Annotated in this window: 29 protein-coding genes; 25 read left to right on the top strand and 4 right to left on the bottom strand. The window is 46.6% G+C overall.

The window, feature by feature from the left end:
* The first annotated feature begins 35 nt into the window (after nt 1-35).
* The 21 genes from L0665_RS10595 to rsmA all read left to right on the top strand — a co-directional run bounded on the left by L0665_RS10595 (nt 36) and on the right by rsmA (nt 13,030).
* Nucleotides 36-881: a sugar phosphate isomerase/epimerase family protein gene (locus tag L0665_RS10595; RefSeq protein ID WP_274925654.1), complete on the top strand. Its 846-nt coding sequence runs from the start codon at nt 36-38 to the stop codon at nt 879-881.
* 93 nt (nt 882-974) lie between these two features.
* Nucleotides 975-2,255 (top strand): hemolysin family protein, encoded by a 1,281-nt coding sequence (locus L0665_RS10590; RefSeq protein WP_274925653.1) that lies wholly within the window; start codon nt 975-977, stop codon nt 2,253-2,255.
* Between the two features lie 25 nt (nt 2,256-2,280).
* On the top strand, nt 2,281-2,898 hold the full coding sequence (purN, locus tag L0665_RS10585; RefSeq protein ID WP_274925652.1) for a phosphoribosylglycinamide formyltransferase: 618 nt from the start codon (nt 2,281-2,283) through the stop codon (nt 2,896-2,898).
* Nucleotides 2,899-2,934: 36 nt separating this feature from the next.
* The gene (locus L0665_RS10870) at nt 2,935-3,258 is read left to right on the top strand and encodes a ribonuclease P protein component 4 (RefSeq protein ID WP_420847037.1); all 324 of its coding nucleotides are present in this window, start codon (nt 2,935-2,937) and stop codon (nt 3,256-3,258) included.
* Complete coding sequence (locus tag L0665_RS10580; RefSeq protein WP_274925651.1) at nt 3,236-3,481, top strand: YhbY family RNA-binding protein; 246 nt, start codon at nt 3,236-3,238, stop codon at nt 3,479-3,481. Before L0665_RS10870 ends, L0665_RS10580 begins: the two co-directional genes overlap by 23 nt.
* A 92-nt stretch (nt 3,482-3,573) precedes the next feature.
* The gene (locus L0665_RS10575) at nt 3,574-4,023 is read left to right on the top strand and encodes a 30S ribosomal protein S19e (RefSeq protein WP_274925650.1); all 450 of its coding nucleotides are present in this window, start codon (nt 3,574-3,576) and stop codon (nt 4,021-4,023) included.
* A 14-nt stretch (nt 4,024-4,037) separates the two neighbouring features.
* Nucleotides 4,038-4,379 (top strand): DNA-binding protein, encoded by a 342-nt coding sequence (locus L0665_RS10570; protein ID WP_274925649.1) that lies wholly within the window; start codon nt 4,038-4,040, stop codon nt 4,377-4,379.
* A complete protein-coding gene (locus tag L0665_RS10565; RefSeq protein ID WP_274925648.1) occupies nt 4,376-4,978 on the top strand; it encodes a DUF7411 family protein in 603 nt (200 codons plus the stop codon). The genes L0665_RS10570 and L0665_RS10565 overlap by 4 nt, the downstream gene beginning before the upstream one ends.
* A 6-nt stretch (nt 4,979-4,984) precedes the next feature.
* Entirely contained in the window at nt 4,985-5,137 is a 153-nt protein-coding gene (locus L0665_RS10560) for a 50S ribosomal protein L39e (RefSeq protein ID WP_274925647.1), read from the top strand.
* 6 nt (nt 5,138-5,143) lie between these two features.
* On the top strand, nt 5,144-5,407 hold the full coding sequence (locus tag L0665_RS10555) for a 50S ribosomal protein L31e (RefSeq protein WP_274925646.1): 264 nt from the start codon (nt 5,144-5,146) through the stop codon (nt 5,405-5,407).
* A gap of 4 nt (nt 5,408-5,411) precedes the next feature.
* A complete protein-coding gene (locus L0665_RS10550; protein WP_274925645.1) occupies nt 5,412-6,074 on the top strand; it encodes a translation initiation factor IF-6 in 663 nt (220 codons plus the stop codon).
* On the top strand, nt 6,074-6,271 hold the full coding sequence (gene rpl18a, locus L0665_RS10545; RefSeq protein WP_338036437.1) for a 50S ribosomal protein L18Ae: 198 nt from the start codon (nt 6,074-6,076) through the stop codon (nt 6,269-6,271). Before L0665_RS10550 ends, rpl18a begins: the two co-directional genes overlap by 1 nt.
* A 1-nt stretch (nt 6,272) precedes the next feature.
* Entirely contained in the window at nt 6,273-6,719 is a 447-nt protein-coding gene (gene pfdA, locus L0665_RS10540) for a prefoldin subunit alpha (RefSeq protein WP_274925643.1), read from the top strand.
* A gap of 6 nt (nt 6,720-6,725) precedes the next feature.
* Nucleotides 6,726-7,859 carry a signal recognition particle-docking protein FtsY gene (gene ftsY, locus L0665_RS10535; protein ID WP_274925642.1) on the top strand — a complete coding sequence of 378 codons (1,134 nt, stop codon included), beginning with the start codon at nt 6,726-6,728 and terminating at the stop codon, nt 7,857-7,859.
* Between the two features lie 2 nt (nt 7,860-7,861).
* Nucleotides 7,862-9,181 carry a signal recognition particle protein Srp54 gene (locus L0665_RS10530; RefSeq protein ID WP_274925641.1) on the top strand — a complete coding sequence of 440 codons (1,320 nt, stop codon included), beginning with the start codon at nt 7,862-7,864 and terminating at the stop codon, nt 9,179-9,181.
* Nucleotides 9,182-9,186: 5 nt separating this feature from the next.
* A complete protein-coding gene (gene trmY / locus L0665_RS10525; protein WP_274925640.1) occupies nt 9,187-9,765 on the top strand; it encodes a tRNA (pseudouridine(54)-N(1))-methyltransferase TrmY in 579 nt (192 codons plus the stop codon).
* Nucleotides 9,756-11,009, top strand: coding sequence for a tRNA pseudouridine(54/55) synthase Pus10 (locus tag L0665_RS10520; protein WP_274925757.1), 1,254 nt, complete (start codon nt 9,756-9,758; stop codon nt 11,007-11,009). Before trmY ends, L0665_RS10520 begins: the two co-directional genes overlap by 10 nt.
* A 3-nt stretch (nt 11,010-11,012) precedes the next feature.
* Nucleotides 11,013-11,306, top strand: coding sequence for a 50S ribosomal protein L21e (locus L0665_RS10515; RefSeq protein WP_274925639.1), 294 nt, complete (start codon nt 11,013-11,015; stop codon nt 11,304-11,306).
* A 22-nt stretch (nt 11,307-11,328) separates the two neighbouring features.
* Nucleotides 11,329-11,679, top strand: a complete 351-nt coding sequence (locus L0665_RS10510) for an RNA polymerase Rpb4 family protein (protein WP_274925638.1) — start codon at nt 11,329-11,331, stop codon at nt 11,677-11,679.
* An 11-nt stretch (nt 11,680-11,690) separates the two neighbouring features.
* Nucleotides 11,691-12,254: a DUF655 domain-containing protein gene (locus tag L0665_RS10505; RefSeq protein WP_274925637.1), complete on the top strand. Its 564-nt coding sequence runs from the start codon at nt 11,691-11,693 to the stop codon at nt 12,252-12,254.
* Nucleotides 12,251-13,030: a 16S rRNA (adenine(1518)-N(6)/adenine(1519)-N(6))-dimethyltransferase RsmA gene (gene rsmA, locus L0665_RS10500; RefSeq protein ID WP_274925636.1), complete on the top strand. Its 780-nt coding sequence runs from the start codon at nt 12,251-12,253 to the stop codon at nt 13,028-13,030. The genes L0665_RS10505 and rsmA overlap by 4 nt, the downstream gene beginning before the upstream one ends.
* 10 nt (nt 13,031-13,040) lie before the next feature.
* Here rsmA and L0665_RS10495 read toward each other — a convergent pair whose 3' ends face one another.
* Nucleotides 13,041-14,774 carry a helicase HerA domain-containing protein gene (locus L0665_RS10495; protein WP_274925635.1) on the bottom strand — a complete coding sequence of 578 codons (1,734 nt, stop codon included), beginning with the start codon at nt 14,772-14,774 and terminating at the stop codon, nt 13,041-13,043.
* 107 nt (nt 14,775-14,881) lie between these two features.
* Here L0665_RS10495 and L0665_RS10490 point away from each other — a divergent pair, with 107 nt between their 5' ends.
* Nucleotides 14,882-15,463, top strand: a complete 582-nt coding sequence (locus L0665_RS10490; protein WP_274925634.1) for a HemK2/MTQ2 family protein methyltransferase — start codon at nt 14,882-14,884, stop codon at nt 15,461-15,463.
* A gap of 67 nt (nt 15,464-15,530) precedes the next feature.
* Here L0665_RS10490 and mutL read toward each other — a convergent pair whose 3' ends face one another.
* The 3 genes from mutL to L0665_RS10475 form a co-directional block, all read right to left on the bottom strand.
* Complete coding sequence (gene mutL / locus L0665_RS10485; RefSeq protein ID WP_274925633.1) at nt 15,531-17,594, bottom strand: DNA mismatch repair endonuclease MutL; 2,064 nt, start codon at nt 17,592-17,594, stop codon at nt 15,531-15,533.
* Between the two features lie 14 nt (nt 17,595-17,608).
* The gene (gene mutS / locus L0665_RS10480) at nt 17,609-20,230 is read right to left on the bottom strand and encodes a DNA mismatch repair protein MutS (RefSeq protein ID WP_274925632.1); all 2,622 of its coding nucleotides are present in this window, start codon (nt 20,228-20,230) and stop codon (nt 17,609-17,611) included.
* A gap of 74 nt (nt 20,231-20,304) precedes the next feature.
* On the bottom strand, nt 20,305-20,808 hold the full coding sequence (locus tag L0665_RS10475; protein WP_274925631.1) for a hypothetical protein: 504 nt from the start codon (nt 20,806-20,808) through the stop codon (nt 20,305-20,307).
* 106 nt (nt 20,809-20,914) lie between these two features.
* Between L0665_RS10475 and L0665_RS10470 the strand changes: the two genes are divergently transcribed.
* Genes L0665_RS10470 through L0665_RS10460 form a run of 3 tightly spaced genes read left to right on the top strand, consistent with a single transcriptional unit; the run spans nt 20,915 to nt 23,813 of the window.
* The gene (locus tag L0665_RS10470; protein WP_274925630.1) at nt 20,915-21,181 is read left to right on the top strand and encodes a DUF8044 family membrane protein; all 267 of its coding nucleotides are present in this window, start codon (nt 20,915-20,917) and stop codon (nt 21,179-21,181) included.
* Nucleotides 21,178-22,938, top strand: coding sequence for a carboxypeptidase-like regulatory domain-containing protein (locus tag L0665_RS10465; RefSeq protein ID WP_274925629.1), 1,761 nt, complete (start codon nt 21,178-21,180; stop codon nt 22,936-22,938). The genes L0665_RS10470 and L0665_RS10465 overlap by 4 nt, the downstream gene beginning before the upstream one ends.
* Nucleotides 22,935-23,813: a DUF4350 domain-containing protein gene (locus tag L0665_RS10460; protein WP_274925628.1), complete on the top strand. Its 879-nt coding sequence runs from the start codon at nt 22,935-22,937 to the stop codon at nt 23,811-23,813. Before L0665_RS10465 ends, L0665_RS10460 begins: the two co-directional genes overlap by 4 nt.
* The last annotated feature ends 2 nt before the right edge of the window (nt 23,814-23,815 follow it).

The raw sequence follows: 23,815 nt of genomic DNA, 5'->3' as shown, positions 1-23,815 counted from the left end.
ACCGCGTATCAGGTGTTTTCAGGTAAAAGACTATTATGAGGCGAATGAAAGAGGAGGGTATGGCAACGGTTGGCACATCAACCATGTTTTTCCATGAATATACAGTTGACATCATCTTTGACGCACTCACAGACGCCGGATGTGATGCGGTGGAATTCTGGCTTGAAACCCCTTCATTCTGGTTAAAAAATTTGCCAGTACCTGTAATTCAGGAAGCTATCATTACTCACCCTGCGATTAAATCTGTCAGTGTTCATGCACCGGTACTTGACCTGAATCCCTGTTCTGTCAATCCTGATGTAGCAGAAATATCCACCAGATGGGCCTGCCGGGCAGTTACCATCGCAGATCAAATCAATGCCTGCGCGGTAACTATTCATCCCGGCAGAAGAACAGCAAAACGCCCGGTGTCCTTTGCTGACAAAGAACGCCTTGCATACTATCTTTCAGAAGTGAAAACCTGCGCGGCATCTGCAGAGGTAACTGTATCACTTGAAAATATGGAGCACAAGGTAAATTCTCTTCTTCCCGCACCGCAGGACTTCATCACACTTTTAAAGGCAGAACCATGGCTCTCTTTCACACTTGATACTGCACATACCTTTACCGGAGGAAACGGGGAAGCAACGGAATACATCGAACATCTTCACGACCGTATTGCCGTCGTTCATGTCAGTGCCTGTATTGATGGCAGAATGCACTGCAGAACGAAGGACAACACTGACGTGGCACACATACTCACCCTCCTTGCCGAATACGGATATGCAGGGCCACTCATACTTGAAATTGAGGATCTCACATTCCAACCGGAATTGTCTCTCAGGAAAAAAACAGAACTTCTGTCAGATGAAACTGCATGGGTCAGATCTTTTTTTGAGTGAGCGCTGCTTTTATCTGGGAAAACGTGCATAAATCAAAGAGAAACCCATATATGAATCATATAGTATCAGAACCGCCGGAGGCGGCATAGTGCAATGATAGAATACAATCTTGCACTGATTATTTTTATTTTGTGTCTTATCCTCTCCGGGTTTTTCTCGGGGTCAGAAGTTGCATTGATCTCGATAAATCACGCAAAGGTACGAACCCTTGCAGAACAGAAAAAAACAGGATCCAAGGCACTTGAACACCTGAAATCGGATCCTGATCGTCTACTCATTACTATCCTCATTGGCAATAACCTGGTCAACATTGGTGCAGCATCTATTGCAACAGCTGTTGCCATTGCCATCTGGGGAGAGATTGGAATTGGTATTGCAACATTTGTAACAACCATCCTGATGCTGACATTTGGGGAAATCCTCCCCAAAACCTATGCAGCCAGATCCTCGGAAAAGGTAGCCCTCATGGTATCACGCCCGGTATTGTGGCTTTCATATCTGCTTTATCCGCTATTTTGGGTCATTGATGTAGGAAAAAGCATTTTTTCACGCAACCGTGAAGTAAAACCAACGGTCACAGAAGACGAAATAAAACAATGGATCGATGTTGGGGAAGAAGAGGGGACGATCGAAGAGGAAGAACACGAGATGCTATACCGGGTATTTGCATTCTCAGACACACGTGCAAGAGAGATCATGATGCCACGGGCAGATGTGGTGATGATAGACCGAAAAAGCACCCTGGAAGATTCAATCAATATCTTTAATGAAACCGGATTTACCCGCCTTCCTGTCTACGAAGAACAGATTGACAACATCATCGGCATATTAAATGTAAAAGATGTCTTCAGCGTCATATATTCACCAGGCCAGAATGCTCCCACAAATGCTGACATACCAGATCTTGTGTACGAAGCGTATTTTGTTCCGGAATCCAAGGAAATTGATGATCTTCTTCGTGAAATGCAGAAACGAAAAGTCCACCTTGCAATTGTTGTGGATGAATACGGAACATTTGCCGGGATTGTAACCGTAGAGGATATTCTGGAGGAACTTGTCGGTGAAATAATGGATGAATTTGATGAAGAAGAGCCCGAAGTCCAGAAAGTCAATGATTGGGTGTATATCATTGATGCACGCGCATGGGTTGAACGCGTCAATGAAGACCTTAAATCCTCACTTCCCATAAGCGAATCCTATGAAACAATAGGAGGTCTCATCATCGATCAGCTTGGCCATATCCCCCATAAAGGTGAAGTAATTACTATTCCGGAATCCGGAATCCGCCTGATGGTGATGAAAATGAATGACCGCCGGATCGAAAATATTAAACTCATATTCCCGATGGACAGTGGTATGCACACGAATCGTTAAGATGAAATTATGCCAACATATTGGTATGAAACGCATTGCAGTGATTGCATCAGGAAGGGGCACAAATTTTCAGGCAATAATAGACAGGGTCTGTGACGGAACAATCCCGGCACAGATTGTCTGCCTCATTACTGACAATCCATCTGCATATGCGATAAATCGGGCAAAAAAACACGAAATACCAGTTTCAATTATCCCATTTTCTGATTACCCTGACCGTGAGTCATATAATCAGGCACTTGAAAAAGCAATGACGGAATCAGGGGCAGACCTCTTTGTCCTTGCCGGGTATATGCGCCTGTTAAAACCTGAGACAGTACATTCTTTTGCCGGAAAAATGATCAATATCCATCCTGCCCTTCTGCCAAGTTTTTCCGGTCTCCATGCCCAGCAGCAGGCACTGGATTATGGCGTTAAAATTGCCGGATGTACCGTGCATTTTGTCGATGAAGGCATGGATACCGGACCGATCATTCTCCAGTACCCGGTAGTTGTGCTCAGCAGTGATACAGAGGACACCCTTGCTGCAAGAATTATGGAATTTGAACATCAGGCCCTTCCCCAGGCAGTAAAACTATTCTGTGAAGACCGCCTGGAAATATCCGGAAGAACCGTCATAATTCATGACATTCAGGATGAGTGAAATTCATTATCACAGAAGACAAAGTGAATAGAATAAATGGGTGGAAAGAGACGACAGCAGAGATCGAGACGTCCAATTGCAAAAGAACGGATTGAAATCCTCTTTTCGGAGGCAGAAAATGCTGCGCGCAATAACCAGGACCGGGCACGGGAATACATAATGCGGGCGCGTCGTATTGCAATGAGAGAGAAGATTTCAATCCCTCATATATGGAAAAGAAAATTTTGCAGAAAATGCTCATCATTTCTTATTCCCGGAATTAATGCACGAATACGAATTCACCACAGCAGAATTATCATAACCTGCCGGGTATGCGGCCACCAGTGGCGCTGCCCTGTTGGGAGGGGATATCATCGATAAAAAAGAAGCATCGCAGTTAAAAGCGACAATATGGATTGGAAAAAGCGGAGTCACGGAACAGACATATGTAGAAATCAAGCGACAGATCAAAGATCGTGGCATGGTAAAAGTAAAGTGGCTCAGAAGTACAGAGGTGGACCCGGAAGGGATTGCTGTTGCCTGTAAAGCAAAACTGGTACAGACACGGGGTCGCACGATGGTCCTCACCCGGAAAAATAAATAATATCACGAGGGCACACTCCCTCGGAATATTTAAATTAATATCTTACCTATATGTAAAGACTGCTAATAGGCATACTAGAGAGTGGTAAACAGATGACAACCGTATATGATTTGCCTGCAGATGTTCTGATCCATAAAGTGGCTGACGAACTCAAGGCAATGGAGACAGTGGAAGCACCTGAATGGGCAGCATTTGCCAAAACAGGTGTCCACAAACAGGCACCACCATTCGATGAAGACTGGTGGTACACACGTGCGGCAGCAGTTCTGCGCCGCATCTATGTGGATGGCCCGATTGGTGTAGAGAGACTGAGATCATTCTACGGTGGAAAGCAGAACCGTGGCTCAAATCCAGATAAGTTCAGGAAAGGGTCCGGGTCTGTAATTCGAAAAGTAGTCCAGCAGCTTGAAAGCGAAGGATTCATTGAAAATGCTGAGAATGGCCGCAAAATCACCGCAAAAGGGAGATCATTCCTTGACGGTGTTGCATACAGTCTCAAAGCAGATGTCGTAGAGCAGATCCCGGCACTTGCAAAATACTGATGAGGTAACAATAGATGGGAGACGACGAGCTGAACGAACTCCGCCGGAGAAGAATGGAGGACATCCAGCGCCAGCAGCAACAGCAGGGCGCTATGGATGAGGAGATGGCACGCCAGCGACAACAGCAGGATGCACAAATCCACATGGTCCTCATGCAGATCCTGGAACCGGAGGCACGGGAGCGGTTGAATACCATCAAATTGACCCGTCCGGAATTTGCACAATCTGTCGAGAAGCAACTGATCATCCTCGCACAGAGTGGACGCCTTCGTGGCAAAATCTCTGATGAGATGTTCAAAGGTCTTCTCGCACAGCTTACGCCGCAGAAGAAAGATTACAAGATTACCCGGAAATGAAAGCAGGAATACTATTCTCCGGAGGAAAAGACAGCTCTCTTGCAGCCCTTATGCTCTCCAGAGAGTATGAGGTTGAACTGAACACATTCGTCTTTGACGAAAGCAGAACAGTTCCGGAGCTTGAGAGTGTGGCAGAAGCCCTAGGATTTCCTTTGGTAAAGAGAGTATTTGAGCCGAATTTTCTGGACACGGTTGTCGAAATGATGGTATCAACGGGATATCCCAACGATGCCATCAACCTCGTGCACAGGAACGCCGTCAGGACCCTTGCAGGGTACTATGACGTCATAGGGGATGGGATACGGCTGAATGACCGTGTTCCAATGCTCAGTCTATCAGAGGTTCAAAGCCTTGAAGCAAGACATGGGTGTTCCTACGTGCGCCCTCTGTTCGGATTCGGAAAAACTGAAGTGGACCGACTGGCGAGCAGGCATTTTACCATATCCTATGGTGAAACAGGCTCCATCCACAACGGAGATTATGAACACGAAATCCGTGCAGCATTCAACGCACGAGGCATTGATCCGTATACGATATTCCCCAACCACCACCAGCAATCCCTGGTGACCGGATGGAAGGATGAAATGGAACTGGTGTGAAAAAACATGAGTAAACCAACAAAAGGCCGTAAAATCCGGCTTGCAAAAGCATGCGAACAGAACCGTCGTGTTCCGGCATGGGTAATGGTAAAGACCAGACGCAGTGTGGTCAGTCACCCCTGCCGCCGTAACTGGAGACGCAGTTCTTTGAAGGTGTGAGAGACAATGGCTAACATTCTCAATGAACAGATATACATCATCCCACTCAGGGATGTTAAGAAGGTTCCCCGATGGAGACGGAGCCAGCGCGCGATGAAAGATATCCGTTCTTACCTCATGAAGCACATGAAGAGTGATGACGTGAAACTTGACCAGACAATCAATGAAAAGGTCTGGGAACGAGGATCTGAAAAACCTCCTCGCAAGATTCGCATCCGTGCCATGAAGTTTGAGGACGGACAGGTTCAGGCTGAACTTGCGGAAGAGTAAAACAATGAATGAAACGATCGATATCGCAGGCAACGAACATATCGGGGTATATTGCAGAGCATTTGATGATGTGGCTTTTGTCACATCTGAGGCTCCGGACCGGTTTATTCAGGCAATCAGAGAAAAACTCTCTGTACCGGTTGTGCCAACAACAATACAGGGAAGTTCAATCATTGGATCACTTCTTGCAGGGAACAACCACGGATTCATTGTAAGCGGCATGGTTACTCCGGAAGAATTAGCAGTACTTCAGGAGTACCGTGACGTATTAATGCTTGAACGTGGGATGAACGCTGCCGGAAATATCATTCTCGCAAACGATGACCTTGCGATAGTTCACCCGGATATGCCTGAACGCTTTGCGGAGGAGATCGCAGCATTTCTTAACGTTCCGGTTCTTAAGATGCAAATAGGGGGTATACCTACAGTCGGAATGACTGCAGTTGCAACCACCCGGGGTTTCCTTCTTCCTACCAGGGCATCCCTACAGGAAATAGAGGCAATTGAAGAATATACTGACCTTCCCGTCGGTACCGGGACTGTTAACATGGGAACCAATCTCATCGGAACAGGCCTGATCGCGAATAATTCCGGCTATGTAGCCGGAAGTGCAACAAGCGGATACGAGCTTGGCAGAATTGAAGAAGTATTTGGATTTGTGGAGTGATGGTGATGACAGACCTGAATTTTGAGGTTAGCGGTAAATACCAAGAACGCAAAGTATGGAAACCATTTAACAAAGTAATTGTGGCACCGAACGAGAGAGTCGCTGAAGAGCGGACGTTCGCAGTCATTGGTAGTAAACACCACCTTTTAAGGTGCTTTATTAAAATTAACACAATTACCCAAGTGAATGGTGAATAATATGGAGAATGTTGAAGCCCGCGAACTGCAGATGCTGGAACAGTATCTTGAACAGTTCACACAGCAGGTTGAAGCATACTCCCGGCAGCTTGAAATGCTGGAGAACCGACGGATGGAGACTGCTACTGCAGTTGAAACCCTCAAATCTCTGGTTGATCAGGAAGGACCGACAGTACTTCTCCAGATAGGTGGCGGCGCAAGCCTGAGAGTACATGTGCCCGATACTGATACTGTGCTCTTAAACATCGGTTCTGATGTGGTTGTTGAACGGACAAACGCTGAAGCGGTGGATTATCTCAACGAGCGCGTGACAGAAATGGAAGCGCTCGCAAGAAAAATCGCAGAGTCCATCGAGCAGGTCCAGAAGCAGGCACACGATGTTGCCAAAAGAATGGAAACAGCATATTCACAGACCCAGACCCGGATGAATCCGGGGATTCAGGGCTGATATGGCATGTTTGATTCTCTGAAATCAAAACTGAGAGGGGTACGCGGGAGATTTTCCCGTGAAATTGAAGACTCATTTATTGAAGAGGTTGCAGGGGACAAAGAGAACATATCTCAGACCCCTGAAATAACCTCCAAAGCAATTTTCGAAACACCCTCTGAGGAGATATCAGCTAAAATACAACCTTCAGGTACTACTGAGTCTCCTGATAAAAAAGGACCAGAAGAACCTTCAGAACCAAAGAAGGGAAAAGTAGCCTTTTCTGCAAAAATTCGCTCCCTTGTTAAAGATCATGAAGTCCATATTTCTGAAAAAAAGATTGAAGGGCCGCTTCAGGACCTTGAAATCGTTCTCTTGGAAAATGATGTTGCACTTCAGACAGTTGATGCAATATCAGGACGGATGCGCAACGATCTAACAGGAAGCACCAAGAAAATTGGAACATCTATTGACACCATGGTAATGGATGCCCTCAGAGATGCCCTCCTTGATGTCCTTGGTGAAGGGTTCTCACTCATCACATACATTGACAGCCACGACCACCCGGTAAAAATTCTGTTTACCGGAGTCAACGGAGCAGGGAAAACTACAACCATTGCAAAGGTGGCAGCCTACCTGAAACAGGAAGGGTATTCAGTCGTAATTGGTTCCGGCGATACATTCAGAGCCGGAGCAAACCAACAGATGCAGACCCATGCAGACCGTGTCGGAGTTAAAGTAATCCGCCACCAGGAAGGCGCAGATCCGTCTGCAGTCCTCTATGACGCTGTTGAATATGCAAAAGCCCATGATATTGATGTAGTGCTTGCAGATACTGCGGGAAGATTCCATAACCGGGCAAACCTGATGAACCAGCTGGCTAAGATCAGGCGGGTCTTTAATCCGGACATTGTTGCATATGTGGACGAGGCCGTTGCCGGAAATGACGCTGTCATTCGGGCAGAAGAATTTAACAATGCAGTAGGGACAGATGTTGTTGTACTGACAAAAGCTGATATGGATACGAGGGGTGGTGCAGCTATCTCAATTGCGCACACAATCGGCCGTCCCATAATGTTCCTTGGAACAGGACAGGGATATACCGACATCGTTCCATTCGAACCTAAAGCCGTGGTCAGCGACCTTCTCGGAGATGAATAACAATGCTGGACAGATTTGGTACCGGTCTAAAGGATGCGGTGAAAAAACTTGCAGGGAAATCTGTCATCGACAAAGCAGCAGTCGATGAACTGGTTCGTGATCTACAACGGGTGCTCATCCAGTCTGACGTAAATGTGAAGCTCGTAATGGAGCTCACAACGACCATCAAAAAACGTTCCCTTGAAGAAGAACCACCAAAGGGAATGGGTGCACGGGAACATGTACTGAGAATTGTATATGAAGAGCTTGTCCACCTGATGGGAGATGAGGTCGAGGTCAAACTCGAATCTCAGATAATTCTGATGGCGGGTCTCCAGGGGAGTGGAAAAACAACAACAACCGGCAAACTTGCACGCTTTTTTCAGAGAAAGGGTCTCCGTGTCGGTGTCATCTGTGCAGATGTATTTCGGCCCGGTGCACTTGATCAGCTCAGCACACTCTGCCAGAAGGTCAATGTGCCCTGCTATGGAGAACATGGGGAGACAGATGCCATTGGTATTGTCACCCGTGGAATGAAAGAACTGGCCGGCACGGAAGTCCTTATAATCGATACTCAGGGCAGACATGCACTTGAGGATGAGCTCATTGAAGAAATCATTGCACTGAATGAGCTTTCCCACGCCACACACCGCTGGCTTGTTATCGATGCTGCACTCGGTCAGCAGGCACGGGAACAGGCGCGCAGATTCCATGAAGCAATAGATATTGACGGCGTTATCATCACCAAAATGGATGGTACCGCAAAGGGAGGTGGCGCCCTTTCTGCTGTGGCAGAGACCGAATCAGGCATTGTGTTTGTCGGAAGCGGTGAAACAATAAATGATCTCGAGCGCTTTGACCCCGATGGATTCATATCCCGCCTGCTTGGAATGGGTGATCTCAGAGCACTTATCGAGCGTGCTGAAGAGGCAATCTCTCCTGAAGATGTGGATGTCAATGCAATGCTCAAAGGGAAATTTACCCTTCGTGACATGTACAAACAACTGGAAGCCCTGAAAAAGATGGGCCCCTTAAAGCAGGTCATGAATATGCTCCCTCTGGGAAATGTTGACCTTCCGCAGGATGCCTTTGATGTAACATCGGTGAAGATGGACCGCTTTAAATATATCATGGACTCGATGACCAATGGGGAACTTGACAATCCGGGTATCATCAGCGGTTCACGAATTCAGCGGATATCAACCGGGTCGGGCACTTCCCCTGAGGAAGTGCGCGAGCTAATCAAATATTACAAAACAATGCAGCGTACCCTGAAAACGATGCGCGGCGGACAGGGTAAGTTCAACATGCAGCGCATGATGAAGAAATTCGGTGGGATGTAACTGTTATGAAACAGTTTATTGTCATCGGGCACCTTGCCCGGACAGACGGAGACTTTTCTCTCAATGATATGCCAGGTGGGGCAGGGAGAATGGATGTCCTGTGCAGGTGTATTAATTCATCATTTTTCCTTTCACATGACCTCAGGCGTGATGCTGAATGTTATCTGGTGTTGTTGGGTGAACCGGATCCCAAAAAGACCATTCTGTTCAGGGGAGATTCTCTCAGATATCTCAGCCCGGACGAACGGAGTGCAGGATCACTCATCAAAAAGGCTCTTGCATTACCATGTGACGAAGAGTTCCGTGAATCAACACCCGGAGTGTTTGTCCGCAGGGGAGGTCTCGAAGAACTCCTCACAGAATGCACCCCGGTTCTTCTTGATGAAGGGGGCACAGACATCCGGGATATGGAGGAGCTTCCGTCAGCATACCTCCTCTCAGACCACCATAATTTTTCTGAGAGTGAGACTGCAATCACAAACCATCTGCCACGTGTATCGGTCGGCCCAACAGTTCTTCACGCCGACCATACCATCACCGTGGTTCTCAATGAAATGGACAGGAGGGAGAAATCATCGGAGTAATCGAAGAAGCACGCGAAATACTCGCATACGGTATCATATGCAATCACTGCCTTGGAAGATTCGTTGGTAAACGTTCATTCGGACTTGCCAATGAAGAACGGGGCCGGGCATTACGTACGGCACTTGCACTTGAAGATAATTATCCGTACACAGAAGAGACAAAACCCTGCTGGATCTGCGGAAACATGTTTGATGAAACAGATGCATGGGCAGAAAGGATCGAAGAGAGTGTACAGGGCATTGAATTTTCAACGCTGTTAGTCGGCTGCCGGGTTCCACCCATTATGGCAGAGAGCGAAGAGATGGTCTGGAGTGACCTTGGCCTTACATCTCCGGAAACACTGAAAGCACAGTTTAACCGTGAAGTAGGTAAAGCATTCTCTGCCAGAAGCGGGTCAGAAGTTGACTTCAAACGGCCGGATCTGGTCGCAGTCTGCAACCCTGCCGACAACACGGTAGACCTCGAGATCAACCCAATCTATATCTATGGAAGATACCGGAAATACGAACGGGGTATTCCACAGACCAGATGGCACTGCCGCGAATGCCATGGAGAGGGATGTGAACGGTGCAACTTTACCGGAAAAATGTATGCTGATTCTGTTGAAGAACTCATTGGACGGCCTGTCATAAAATGCTGCGATGCTGAAGACCTGATTCTTCATGGTGCCGGCAGAGAGGATATCGACGCCCGTATGATCGGTACCGGAAGGCCGTTTATTATGGAAATTGTTCATCCGAATATACGCAGCATTCCTCTTTCAGTACTCGAAGAAACAATTAATTCCACCGCAGAAGGCCGGGTGAGTGTGACACTGGATCATATCAGTGACCGACGCGAGGTGGAAACAATTAAATCGGGAAAAGCGCATAAGAGATACAGCATTCTGGTAGAAGTAGACGGCGATTTCTCTGAGGATGACGTCAGGATATCCCTGTCTGCCCTTAAAGGGGCGTCAATAACGCAGCGCACCCCTCATAGGGTAGCTCACCGAAGGGCTGACAAGGAGAGAAAGCGCGACGTCATTGATATCAACCTGAGAGGCATAGAGGACGGCCAATACAGAATTGAAGTCCTCGGTGACGCGGGCCTTTATATTAAAGAGCTCATCTCAGGCGATGAAGGGAGAACAAATCCGAACCTCACTGAATGCATTGGGGCACCCGCAAAGGTAACAGCCCTCGACGTTATTATGGTCGAAGGTGTTGTTCCTGAAAAGGTAAACAAATTCCAGGAGGATTAATAAATGGCACATCACAACGGTCCACGTAAAAAAACTCGCGGTAAATTCAAAAAAGCACTGAGACGCCGCGGTATGGCACCAGTTACTACCGTAATTCAGTCATTTGATGAAGGTACAAAAGTTCATATCGTAATTGATTCCAGTATTCAGAAAGGTATGCCCCACAGGCGTTTCCATGGAAAAACAGGAACGGTTATCGGTAAGCGTGGACGTGCATGGATTCTTGAGATCAAAGACGGAAACAAAACAAAAACCGTCATCTCAAAACCACAACATCTAAAACCACAAAAACAATAATTTTCACGAGGACAGGATTGGCATGAATGTAAAAGGAATTGTCGATGAAGAGAGAATTACATTATCAGAAGTAAGGGAATCACTTCTCGCAGTAGAAGCATCCAGACTTGAATCCGGCAGAGAACTTCCGTACGAACTCCGCAGGAGTATCGAGCATGCCAACCAGTTATCAAAAACAAGTACAGAGAACGCACGTTCACTTGTCGAAAAACTGCTGACACTCGAAAAGATTAAGCCAGACATTGCATACCGCATTGCAAATCTCATGCCACGAACCAGAGATGAACTCAGGGCTATCTATGCAAAAGAACGGTTTACTCTTTCCGGTGAAGAACTTGATGAAATAATTGAGCTGGTTATTACCCATTATTGAGGAAAAATCCCATGCGATCTGACAAAAAAGAAATCAATGCAGTTGTTATTGAGTGTCTTCTCCGTGGCAGAGGAGATTCAGGCGGGAGGCAACAATATAAGCATGAACCAATTGTTCAGGCTGTTGGGAAAGACCAGTTCAAGCTTCTTGAACTTGTTCCAAAAGTAGATAACATTTCAATTAATGACGAAGTCTACATTGGCGATAAGGTACGCGACAAAATTGAACGGGTGAAGCGTCGGATCGGATATTCTGATCTTACAAAGACGGCAAAAGTAGAACTGCCGTTTGCAATCGCGGGCATAATCAAAGATGATGAGAAACGGTATGTTGCATTTTACAATGATGCAGTACCCATCTCAATCAAACTCCACATGCTCCATCTCCTGCCTGGCATTGGAAAAAAGCTGATGCAGGAAATTCTTGCAGAACGGCAAAAACGTCCGTTTACAAGTTTTGCTGACATCAGTGAACGCATCAAGGCTATCCCCCACCCCGAGCAGATGATCGTAAAGAGAGTGTTAGAAGAGATCGAAGATCCGGATATTAAATACCGCATCTTTACATCACGATGAAAGCACCTCGCGATCAACATTTTTTAACGGACAAAAAGGCAATTGAGCGGATTGCCTCTGCAGCCGATGTTTCAGGGAAACGTGTACTGGAAATTGGACCGGGAGAAGGACCACTTACCCGTGCACTTCTGGATCATGGTGCCATAGTTACTGCAATTGAACTTGATTCAGGGTTAATTGAATACCTGAACAACCGTTTTCACCGTGAAATACGGGCAGGTACCCTTACACTGATTCATGGAAATGCGGTAAAATGTGAGTATCCACCGTTTGACATCTCCGTTTCAAATCTTCCGTATTCTGCATCTTCAAAGATTACATTCAGACTTCTTGATGCAGGATTTGAAGAAGCCATACTGATGTATCAGAAAGAATTCGGACAGCGGATGATTGCACCACCAGGGACGCCAGGGGTTGGCAGGTTATCTATCATGGTGCAGACCTATGCAAAGGCAAAACCGATAATGCAGCTTTCAGCAAAGTCATTTTCTCCTCCGCCTGCTGTGCAGTCCTGGGTAATGCGCATCATCCCGAGGGAACCGCCACATCCCATTGATGACCATCAGTTTTACGCTCTTGTCGTACGCGAACTCTTTTCATACCGCAGAAAGACCATCCGCCGAGCTCTGCACATTTCATCAGGTGTTATTGGAAAAGAACGGGTGGCAGCAATTGAAGAAATAATTCCGGAAGAAATTCTCAAAAAAAGACCGGAAGAAATCCAGTTGGCTGACTTTGCAAAAATTGCAAATGCAGGATTTCAGAAAAAAGACTAATTATCACTTTTCAGTGTGCTATGAGCACCTTTTTTCCGAAAAATCCATCGATAAAGATGGTTTTCTCTCCTGTTGCTGATGCAACCTTCACTTCATACACCGGACAGGAAAAGAGCTGGCATGCAATAATTTCAGCGGTCGGCTGGGTTACTTTCAGGATGGTTCGGATGTCCTGTTCATGTACAATTCGTTCAAGAACGGTACCTCCATCCAGTAATTCAAGCGCCGCAGGAATCTTGACCATACCTGTACCCAGGCGTGGCATCCCATGACGGACAAGTGGCACCCATACTTCCCGATTCCCCACCATCTGACTATCTGTAATGCGTTTGCTTCTGCAAAGCTCTGAGATGGCATCTTCAATCACGTCAGGGGTAAGACGTGTCTGCGCCTCAATTTCTGCCGTTGTCTCGCCTGAAATTGAAAATGCATCAAGTACACGTATCGCATCTTCAGAAAGGCCGATATAGTCACTAAAACAGGCACGGAACCTCAGACCATCAGATATATCCGCACATCTCCCATGGGTTGCATCAACAAGAAACGATGTTTCCTGTGTCGTCTTCCTGAATTTCCCACTGATATAACGCACCTGAAACAGACAGAGTGGCCAGTAAATCAGTTCAGCTGAGACAAGACGCTCACTTGTTCCAAAGAGAAGGCCTTTCCTCTTCATCCCCCCTACCACACTATTAAGTGCCACATCCCTTTCAATTCTGACTGGAAGTGCACGCTCTTCAAGGAAAGAAGGTGTTTTCTTCCTGCGGACACAGGGGCGCGGTTTCGATTTTGGTTTGGTCTCTTTGGGTGTTGATGATTTATTGGGGGCGCGCTGTTCCGATTCGTTACAGGGAACCACAACCTCATTTTTTGGTGCAATCGGTGTTTTCGGGACAACAGGATCATTCGGTGCATCGGGGGCATTTTCGTCAGGGAATTCATCCGGATTGTTCTGCACGGGATCAGGAGTTCGGGGTGCAAGAACAGGGGTGAGCCCACGGTGTTTTGTCTCCCGCTTCCCAAATCTCATCCGTGTCTTCTCCCGGGTAAGCCCACCCATGACATAGAAATCACCGGGATTCAGAGATGATAACTCCTCAACCTCACGTTTGGATCCAAAGAAAAGGTCCACTGCCTTCAGGTCATTTTCAATAGAGAGTTTACCTATTATCTGGTTATTACACTGGGAGAGCACATTTTTTGTGACAATGGCGGGCCGCTGGGTTGCCACCATAAGACCGAGTCCACGTTTTCGTCCTCTGCGTGAGATTTCCTCTATTTTTTTTATGGAGTCACGGCTCTGAGGAATGAACTTATCCGCTTCCTCAACGATCAGAAGATATGGTTTGCGTTCTTCGGTTGCAAGGTCATAAAGAATTTCAGCCAGGCGGGAGACTTTCTCTGTCATCTCCACCTCTGACACATCATAAATCACCGGAATTCCTGAATGAATGGAATCACGAAGAATATCCTTGAGATTTTCAATGCGTTCAATATCATAATCACATTCATCATCTGCCCCTATCCATGTCAGATCAAACCGATCTTTCAGGGAAAAATATTCTCCTTCGGTATCGATGATACAGAATCCAATATGATAGCGACATAGCTGTTCACAAAGAACTGCAATTGTCCAGCTTTTCCCCGCTCCTGACTGTGCTATAATGCAGGTTCTTCCAGTGACCAGTTCCTGACCACTAATACCAAAATCCCGCCCATTTGCCTTCCCAACGATGATCTCCATACAGTAATGTAATGTAGCATCTCCTCGGGTTTAACTGTCATGGAATCTATTCAGGGAAAGAACCCTTATCAGGTAAGCTACAATGTAGATGGAGAGAGACAGCAAGAATGAACCAAAAGGCACCTGAATATCACGAACAGGTATATCAGCCGGAGGCTGACACCTATCTGCTTCTTTCATCGGTCAAAAACGAGATCAGGAACGGTGACATGGTCCTGGAAGTCGGGACAGGAAGCGGCATCATCGCACAGGCATGCAGTGAGCGTGCCCGGTGTGTTGCAACCGATGTAAACCCCCACGCATGCAGGATGGCCCATGGGATGGGTGTTGAAGTCGTACGTACTGACCTTTACGCCGGACTGAAAGGACCCTTTGACCTGATAATATTCAACCCGCCCTATCTTCCAACAGCAGAGAACGAACGGATAGACGACTGGCTGGAGTATGCACTTGACGGAGGGATGGATGGCAGGGCAGTCATACACCAGTTTGCATCCGGACTGCACCGGATACTTCACCCGTATGGACGCGTGCTTCTGTTGGTTTCATCCCTGACAGGCATTCAGGAGACACGTGAACTCTTTGCAGAAGAGGGATTTCTCTCATTTATTGTTAGTGAAAAGACAACAGAAGGTGAACGTCTGGTTGTCTTCCGTATAACCCATGACCTCTGCAGTCTCAGAGGTTAAAACAATAAAACGGAGAGAGAGAGAGAGAAAAAATAAATTATCTAAAGGGAGAAGGGTGGCCCCTTGGTCAGGTACGGTGAAACATGCGGTCGAGTTCCTTGTGCGAGTAGGAGAGAATGACCGGACGTCCATGTGGACAGGTGTATGGTTCACTGGTGTGGGATAACTGAAGAACCAGACGTTCCATCTGTTCCTGTGTCAGGGGGGAGCCTGCCTTAATTGCTCCTCTGCATGCAATAGTTGCTGTGATGCGCTCTGATTTTTCATCAGCGGTTTTTCGGCTTTCTACAATCAAATCAGAAAAAATATCATGGATCATTTCCGTTCCCAGCCGTTTGCCAAGAACCATGGGGACAGCCCTCACGGCAAACGCATCAGGCCCGAATTCATCAACAATAAAACCCAGTTCCAGCAGAATATCGATGTTTGCTGAAAGGGCAAGTTTTTCTGCCGCATTCAGTTCGACAACAAGGGGCACCAATAGTTCCTGTCTCTGGATACCGACATCCCTTCGCCTGCATAACTGGTCATAGAGTATACGCTCGTGGGCAGCATGCTGGTCGATGATTAAAAGTTCATCATTGTCACGCGATGCAGCCAGAATGTAGCCATCTGCAACCTGTCCAATTATCCGCATCGATGGTAGTAGATTAACGCCGGTATCCCCATCCATATTACTCGTGAGACGAAGCTGTTTGTCTGTGGTTGCATACCTGATATGGAGCATCTCCGGCTTATTGTCCCCAGATGATTTCGCGGTAATATCAGAAATCACCTCAGGAATAGTCTCAGAAACCCCCTGATTGTATTTTGGGGGATGATGATATGCAGGTGCCCGGCTGCCTGTTGAGGCTGCAGACCTATCACCATGAGCCAGGTCAGTTGTCTGAAGCGAATCTCTGATATCGTCGGATATATCACTGATGATATCTGTTTTCCTGCTCAGTTGGATTTCCCGGCTGTCTGTTGAGGCTACAGTCCTGTCACCGCGAGTCAGGTCAGTTGCCTTGTGTGTTTCTCTGATATCGCCGGATATATCGCTGATGATATCTTTTTTCCAGCTCAATTGAATTTCCCGATTGTCTGTTGAGGCAGTGGGTGTATTACCATGAATCAGATCAGTTGTCTGAAGTGTATCCCTGATGGCGTCAGATATACCACGGAATATTTCTTTCTCCCGGCTCAGACGAATTTCCCTTTTTGCAGGATGAACATTTACATCAACAAGCGATGTGTCTATTTTGATACTCAGATACGCCACAGGGAACCTGCCCTTTGGAATGAGTGTGCCATATCCTGCACGAATGGCTCTCACAATCTGTGGTGATGTTACAGGACGTCCATTCACACAGAGATGTATTTCCCCGGCATTCGGACGACATGCCTCCGGGAGTACAATAGCACCATCCACTCTCATCACCGGCGTTCCTGCACTGAGAGGAATAATATTCTGGGACATCTCAGTTCCAAAAACCTGCCCGATTGTCTGTGCAATCGTCGTCGTACGCTGGGTCCTGAGTTTTTCTTTCCCGTTTACCTTCAGACGGAATGCAGACTCCGGGTGTGCAAAAGCCTCTGCTTCAACCGCACGGTAAATATGGAGGAGTTCTGTCTGTCGCGACTTCATAAATTTCCGGCGGGCAGGAGTATTAAAGAAAATATTGTCCACCCGCACTGTTGTGCCCTGCGGTGCTGAAACATCTGAGACAGAGATTATCTCTCCTCCTTCAATGACAATTTCTGTCCCCGCATCATCGTCATCTGCCCGTGTTGTCAGGGTTACCCGCGATATTGCAGCAATACTTGCAAGTGCCTCACCTCTGAAACCCATGGTGTGAATTCGTGCCAGATCATCCGGGCCGCGAATCTTACTGGTTGCATGACGGATAAAGGACATCTTTGCATCAGATATATGCATACCACACCCGGTATCAGACACCTGAACCGAGCTGATATGCTGCAAGCCAACAGTAATGTCAACTTTTATCGTATCCGCACCAGCATCCACCGCATTTTCCACCAGTTCTTTCACCACAGATGCGGGCCGTTCAATCACTTCACCGGCAGCGATAGTGTTGACCGTCTCATCATCTAACAGGCGGATTACTCCCGTTTCTTTCTTATCAGACATCAGCACAAATCCTGTTACACCTTCTTTTTGAGTTCATAGAGCTTTACCAGTGCCTCACGGGGTGTCAATGAATCCGGATCCAGGTTCTTTAGTTCAATGAGAGCCGGGCTTTCGGTGGCATAACCACCACCGGGGCCATCCATAATTAACATCTGGGTATACCGTGGGGCACGTTTCCCTTCCGGTACCGGTGCACGGCACCGTTCTGTTTCAAGCACTTCCCCTGCCCTCTGTATCACCTTTCCGGGAATGCCCGCAAGGCGCGCCACATGAATACCATAACTTCTGTCTGTTGCGCCCGGTATCAGTTTCCTCAGAAATACCACATCACTCCCGGTCTCTTTCACAGCAAAATGGCAATTTTTCACTCGTTTGAGGTCTGCTTCGACCTCCACAATTTCATGAAAATGGGTTGCAAACAGAGTCCGTGGCCCCCGTTTTCCCGTCCCGTGCAGGAATTCAAGGACAGCACGTGCGATCGAGTACCCGTCAAGGGTTGACGTACCCCTGCCGATTTCGTCAAGAATAACAAGGCTTCGTTCTGTCACATTATTGAGAATATTTGCCAGTTCCACCATCTCAACCATGAATGTCGACTGACCGCTTGCAAGATCATCAAATGCACCGACACGCGTAAAGACACGGTCAATGATACCAACAACCGCACGGTCAGCAGGCACAAAACTCCCCATCTGTGCCATAATACTGATCAGTGCAACTTCCCGCATATAGGTCGATTTTCCGGCCATATTCGCACCCGTGATAATGACGATCTGATCACTCTCCGTATCAAGTTCAGCATCATTCGGAACAAATCCAACGGATGAAAGGGTTTCTTCCACAACGGGATGACGGCCGTTTGTTATCTGAAGGCGTCCGGAATCCTCAATAACAGGACGTGTGTATGTGTTTTCAGCAGCAGCATCCGCAAGGGAAGAAAATAGATCAAGGCGTGCAATTGCCTGTGCAGTTGCCTGTATGGAAGAAACAGCCTCTTTCAGACGGATGACAACACCTGCATAGAGTTCTTCTTCAAGAGCACTCTGACGCTCTTGTGCATGCGCAATCTTCTGCTCCATCTCCTGCAGTTCAGGGAGAGTGAACCGTTCGCCGTTCGTAAGAGTCTGTTTTCTGAGATACTCCGGTGGCACAAGCGAACTATTCGCTTTTGTCACTTCAATATAATATCCAAATACTTTGTTATACCCAATCTTCAGTGATTTTATACCTGTACGGTCCCGTTCCTGCTGTTGGAATGAGGCAATCCAGTTTTTACCGGTACGCCTTATATCCTGGATTTCGTCCAGTTCACTACTGAACCCTTCCCGTATTACCCCACCTGTCCGTGCCAGCACAGGCGGGTCATCAACAATTGCAGCAGAAATCAGGGAAACCTGATCGGTGTGATCCCTGATATCAGTCCGTATTTCAGAGAGAAGGGAAGGAATAATGCTGTCATCCAAAGACAAAACATCACGGATTCCCGGTAACCGTTCCAGTGAATCACAAAGGGTGAGAAGGTCACGGGGACCCACATTTCCATATGCAATTCTTCCGGCAATGCGTTCTATATCAGCAAACCGATGAAGACTGCCCCTGATTATTTCACGTTGGAGTGGTTCATTCAGACAGTATTCAACAGCATCCAGACGTTCCTTAATTTCTTCAATATCAGTAAGAGGACTGGTGATGAACGTGCGGAGAAGACGACCGCCCATTGCCGTCTTCGTCCGGTCAAGGACAGAAAGAAGAGTATGTTCCTTCCCACCATCACGAATGTTTTTGGTCAGTTCAAGATTACGCATCGTGATTGCGTCAAGTACCATTCCATGCTCAGGCAGTCGTGTATACAGTGTACTGATGTGCCCCAGATCACATTTCTGCGTCTCTGTTGCATACCGCAGACAGGCACCGGCAGCTGACACAGCTTCATCCATATCATTGCACCCAAATCCTTCCAGGGTTGATACACCAAACTGCCGGGCTAACCGGGAACATGCCTCATTATGATCAAAATATTCTGCCTCGCGGGGTGTGAGAGAGATACCCCGGCCTTCAAGAAGAGGTTGCACCTGGGGAGACAACGATTGTGGGAGGATGCACTCCCGCGGGCTGGTTCGGTCCACCGCAGAAAGAAGACCATTCCCTCCGTCATCTGCCGTGCATGTGGTAACAAAAAACTCACCGGTGGTGATGTCCAGAAACGCAAGGCCAAATATGCTGTATTTTGCATCGGGAACGACTGCCATAAGATATGCCTGCCCTTCAGAAGGAACCATGGAAGAATCAATAACCGTTCCCGGGGTGATGACCCGGACGACATCGCGCTTCACAACACCCTTTGCTTTTTTTGGGTCTTCGACCTGATCACAGACAGCCACACGATATCCCTTCTTCACCATGCGGGCAATATATGCCTCACCTGCATGAATTGGAACGCCGGCAAGAGGCATACGCTCTCCATTCTTGTCCTTCCCGCGCGATGTCAGGGTAATATCAAGTTCCCGTGAGATAAGTTCGGCATCCTCACCAAACGTCTCGTAGAAGTCCCCCATCTGAAAGAAGAGAACACATCCGGGATACCGGGATTTCATCTCGTAAAACTGCTCCATTGCAGGTGTAGGTCCTTTACTCATCTCGACTCATTATAGGAGTCTACCTCTGGTGATATGAGTCTTATTACGTGAACATGTAACGAGAAAAAAAAGGATTAGGTTATGGATATCGTGTGACTGATCCTTGGAATCTCAATATTGTCATTGAAATTTTCAACATACCCGTCAGGGAACGTTATTGTCGTCACTGCAGGAGACAAATCCACAGAGAGGAGAGGGGCAAACCAGTAGCCGGAAAGAATTTTTTCAGCATTGGCAAATGATAGCATTGGAGTTGTGTATGTCACACCATTTTCTCCGCTATCCATGTGTGCATAATCTGCTACGAGGAATGATGCAGAATTCGATGTCACTTCCTGTACAGTAACCTCTTTGCCAAAATTACTCTCCAGAGCATTCTTTAATTCTTTCGCAGGATCTGCAATATTCAAAAATACACCCATCTTTTCCAGCCAGCCAAGATGGTAGGAAAATGCGACTGTCGCATCTCCATTCTCCAGCACATCAACAGAAAGGGATTCAGCAGTGAAAGCCGATGCCGGAACTGCCACAAGACAAATGAGACAGAATACCGCAAGAATTCTCATTTTAAATTCCATATAATCACCTAATTTCCATATATGCATGCGGAGTATATATCGCTTTGTTGCACCCTGCCGATCTTAGTCGATATTCTTATCACCCACGGGATAAGAATTATATTAAATGGTTGTCACAACACGGGCGTATTCTCTTCTGGCCATCTTCCTCTGGATGCTTATCATCCTTGGATTTATGGCACTCGCCCAAGTGGTAAACCTTGAAATATTCTTTGTACTGTGGTTAATAGGTGTGCTCGTGATTATTGAACTGACCGACCCACCTTTTATTGAACCCAGAATGATCAGACATTCAAAATATCTTGCAGCAGGAGGCGTAATCCTCTTTGGCATTATTGTTCTCCAGAAAATAATGGAGATAATTAGTTCATGAAAAAATATACTGGTCCAATAATCTTCATCGCACTTTCAATCATCTTTGTAGTCCTCCTGATGCCATTCACAGCAGAACCTGAAATCTATTCGATAGAAGATGTCGAAGGCGCAGGTCAGTTTAAAAATCCAATCGCCCTGAAACAGATTTCCCAGGAGAAAACCGCTGACCTTATGCCTCTCATGCAGGAGTTCATAGGATCTTCCGGGTCCATTGTTCTGAATGTGCGGTTAAACAATGTTGAAGATGTAGAGGAAAATCTGGCCGAATACCGCAGGGCATCAAAACAATTTGACAATCTCGTCATCAACCTTGACATGAGTGAATCTGAAATTGATGAATTCAGGAAAAACAACGCAGAAAACCTCAGAAATCTTGAAGAACTGGTCAATGATTCAGCCGCATTTGAAGAATTAAACCACCTTGAAATCCAGTATCAGGATGAAAATAATCCTGAAAAAATGTACTCTATTGCATATGAAGGCGAAGCACTTCGCCAAAAATTAGAACAGGAATTTGCAGATTACCAGAATACTTCTGTTGCATTGGCAAAGTCTGGTGAGGCAGTTAATATATACTCTGAACAGTCCGATTTTTCGGTTGAAGAATTTGCTGAGTATATGGATGAAGTTGATCAGATTCAGGAAAAACGGCTTCTCAGCATATCAGATATAAACATAGAATTACAGGAAGAACTGACCCTTGAAATTGACCCACCTGGTGGAATATATGGCGATACAATAAACGCAACAGGTCTTTATTCACAGACAGGAAACATTCCTACGGGAGAGCCTGTCACCCTCTATATCGACAGCATAAAATACGCCGTTTCATCCTGCAATGTTACAGGAGAATATTCCATACCTATTTCCATCACAAAAATGTATGCAGGCACACATCTTGCCTATACACGGATAGAAGATGTTTTTTCTCCGGTTATTCCAGTCTCAGTCACGGGGACGGATGGCATACTGACACTCAATTATTCGGTGTCCGGCACCACAATATCATCTTCCGGAAGGCTGACAACTGAAGGCAGGTGTGTCTCAGGTGCACCAGTAACTCTCTATATCAAAGGCCCGGATACGGAAGACAATGCAACTGTATATACCGACAATTTTGGTGAATATTTGTATGAAACCGAAGTAGAACCAGGAGAATATACGATACAATCTGTATTCTCTGATCCTGTGTTCCCGGTGAGTGAGTGCAGGAGCAATAAATTAGTGGTTCCGATTACCAAGAGCAACCTGTATCTCTATATCATACTGTTCGTGGTTACGGCAGCAGGTGCAGGATACCTGATCCTTCGCCGCCGGAATAAATCAGAAAAACCAAAAAACACAGTAATATCTCCCAAGGAAACAAGCATATTTGACAAAACAGAAGAGTTCCTCCCATCAGAACCTCTGCCCGAGATATCAGAAACAAAAAATGAAATCACACCGGCAGAAGTCGTTGCAATTCGGGAATACCGCAGCAGGTATATATCACAGAGAGCAGTTCTTTCATCTGCAGAGGCGGCACATATACTGGGAGAAGGATTTACCGCAGCCATTCAAAAATATTCCGGACAAGAATGCAGTCCATCTGAAACGATGCGTGAGTATACTGCAAAGCTGGATGATATGTGCAGGAAAAAGGCAGTTGTATTTGTAACCCTGTATGAAGCAATAGTGTACGGTACAGACCAACAGGATGGAGATGAACTTCTTTCAGCGTGGGATGAGGTTATCACATGCATAGGTGGTGAATGAGACAGACCACAGGAAACATACTGGTAGTCGCAGCTCTGGTGCTTGCAGGCATTGTGATACTCAGTTATCTCTCCTCAACAGATGCTGAACTCTCCCGTTATAATAATGGATGGAACGGGACCACATCGTTCTATGATCAACTTGAAAGGTCCGGCAGTACAGCCATAACCTCCTATCCAGATCTCCGTAGGGCACCTCCTGATACGCTCATCCTGGTTGAACCACACGATTTGCATAGTGATGAGGACAAAGACAGTATCCGGCAATTTGTTAGAAACGGCGGAACGCTCATTGTAATTGCTAAAAATGAATTAGCCAATTCCATTCTGGAGACAGCGGGAAGTACTATCAGAATTCAGGATTCTGCCCTTTCAAGCATGGATATGGAATATGATGACCCCGGCATGGTAATCGCCTACAAGGCACAAGAGCACAATCTGCTTGAAGATGTTGAGAGCATTGCCCTCAATCAGCCATCAACCCTGACCGGCGGAGAAGCACTTCTTGAAACCTCATCCATCTCTTGGATTGACATCAATAACAACGGGATAGCAGATGGTGCTGAAAAATTAGGAAAAGAAACGGTAATGGCGCATGAGATTATTGATAAGGGTGAAATCATTGTTCTTGCAGACAGTGGGATACTGATCAACAGTATGGATTTCACGGTCTCAGAACGGGATAATACACAATTAAGGACAAATATTGTCACCTCTTCAACACCATCCTATGACACAGTGACGTCACAGCCATTCATGGCAGAAGGTATTCTTCAGGCAGTTACCGGAGCAAAAAGCACAACAGTTATTAAAATATTAGCCATACTGCTAATCACAGGCATAATCTGCGCCGCATATGCACGGAAAATACTCTAAAA

The sequence above is a fragment of the Methanogenium marinum genome (genome assembly GCF_028912405.1).
In the GTDB taxonomy this organism is placed as follows: Archaea; Halobacteriota; Methanomicrobia; order Methanomicrobiales; family Methanomicrobiaceae; genus Methanogenium; species Methanogenium marinum.
Note: the sequence above shows the minus strand (reverse complement) of the source record. Positions and strands in the feature narration are given on the sequence as shown.